Source organism: Rahnella sp. P4_A8, from assembly GCF_056402435.1.
The window spans coordinates 1-1,732 of the sequence record NZ_JBFUHK010000203.1 but is presented as its reverse complement, the minus strand read 5'-3'; the positions used below and the strand labels follow the sequence as shown (position 1 = coordinate 1,732).

Sequence of the window (1,732 nt, the reverse complement as noted above, 5' to 3'; positions counted from 1 at the left end):
AGATTAGGTGAGATGTGTGGACTCCCTACACCAATATGTAGAGTTATCTATGATGCCACATCCAACCAGCACTTTTTTGGTTCGCGATACGACCTTGCCGCCTCGTCAAAGCCTCAAGATGAGATCAATTTTGCAGCATCACTGATGGGTCCATCCCCCATACTTAGAAAGCAGGTTTGGGCTATTTACGCTTTTGATCAGTTTGTCTTTAATATTGACCGACATCTGGGTAATTATCTCTATACCAAAAATCGAGATGGAGATGTGACAGTCCAAGCGTTTGACTTCAGTTTGGCGGCAATGGTTATGGGCTGGCCAAACAAGGTTGGAGACAACCTTATACCTGCTGGTTTTAACACAACTAACTATTGGAATTCCGTGAAGAGTTTGACGTACAATGACAAAACATGCAGGGATTCCGCAATAAAAATCCTAGACAACATAAGTAAAGTTAATGTTGATGATATAAATAGGATTTTTACTGAAATGCCGGGAAGTTGGATAAATCCACTACACCGTGAAGCATTGACCTCTTGGTGGGTAAGCTCTGGTAAAAATGAACGGATAAATTCTGTAAAATCGGAGGTGTTAAAATGACAGTGTACAAATACAGCATTATCAGGATAACACCTAACCCGGTTAGGGCTGAATCTATCAACGTTGGGTTTGTCGTTATCTCACCCCAAGGTGTAGCAGATGTGCGGGTGCTTGATTCTTTTAGCAAAATTAAAGCTGTGACCAATGATTATTCAATGGAGCAACTGGGTAATCTTAAGGATCAGCTTGAAAAAATGCTTACTGATTGCCTAACCCTTGAACAGGCTGCTGCATTTTTCCAGGGTAGTATAACTCTGTCGACTATAGGTACGTTTTCAGCTGAAAGTCCCGCAGAATATGACTCGGAAATTATAAAAATCAATAAGTTGTACATTTCGCCAATAAAAGCCGGAAAAAGGATTCCTGTAACTCAGAAGAGGATTATTACTGAGCTGAAAGATGAATTTGAACGCTTTGGAATCATGGGCAAGAATGTCAATGAGATCCACAATCACAAAGTGGTGCAAGGCTATCCCTTGTCTGAATCTGATGGGCTGTATGCGGAGTTACTACTCAAGAATGGAATATATCACCTAACTGAAACCCTGGATTTTAGAAGCTCAAACTTTAAACAAAAGCTCGGTGATACAGCAGTCAAGGCGATCACCATGAATGCGGCAAAATCGGTGTGGAATGAAGGCGTGAAAACATTTTTGGTCTACGCGGCAGAACCTTCTCAGGAACGCACATATGCGCAACAGATAAATTTGGTAAATGGTTATGCTGATAACATGTACAACTTATTATCTGCCAGCGACATGTCTATTTATTTTGAACACATGATTAACGCGGCAGGAAGAAACATGCCTGTTCATTAATAACCCAACCCGGCCACCGAGCCGGGTTTTGTGCCTAAACAACATCCGTATCAATGACTCAGCAATGGAGTGCAAATGAAATATCGTTGGTGGTTCTTGATTGTCCTTTTATTTGCTGCAGGGAAATATAATGATTACATTGTCTCAAAAGCTGCTAAGCAGATCGTTGTCGTTAGAAACTCCTGCTTCATAAGTTCGGGCTGTCAGAAGATGTAAAATTTGTGCCTGTAACTTGGCAATTAAAGCTCACTAGACTAATCTCAAATCAGTTGACACAAGATCAGCAAGCCTGACAAGGCGAGTAGTATATCTATCCT

Annotated in this window: 2 protein-coding genes; both read left to right on the top strand. The window is 41.1% G+C overall.

Translation table 11 applies throughout. The annotated features are described in order from the left end of the window. Positions 1–597: hypothetical protein (locus AC1DUO_RS24670; RefSeq protein WP_477989249.1), on the top strand; the 597-nt coding region annotated here is incomplete at its 5' end. Beyond that, positions 594–1,415 (top strand): DUF3037 domain-containing protein, encoded by an 822-nt coding sequence (locus tag AC1DUO_RS24665; RefSeq protein ID WP_013577763.1) that lies wholly within the window; start codon positions 594–596, stop codon positions 1,413–1,415. The genes AC1DUO_RS24670 and AC1DUO_RS24665, both read left to right, overlap by 4 nt. Positions 1,416–1,732: the final 317 nt, after the last annotated feature.

Coding starts and splice junctions, on each gene's coding strand:
- AC1DUO_RS24665 (WP_013577763.1), top strand. CDS start 594: ATGACAGTGTACAAATACAGCATTATCAGGATAACACCTAACCCGGTT.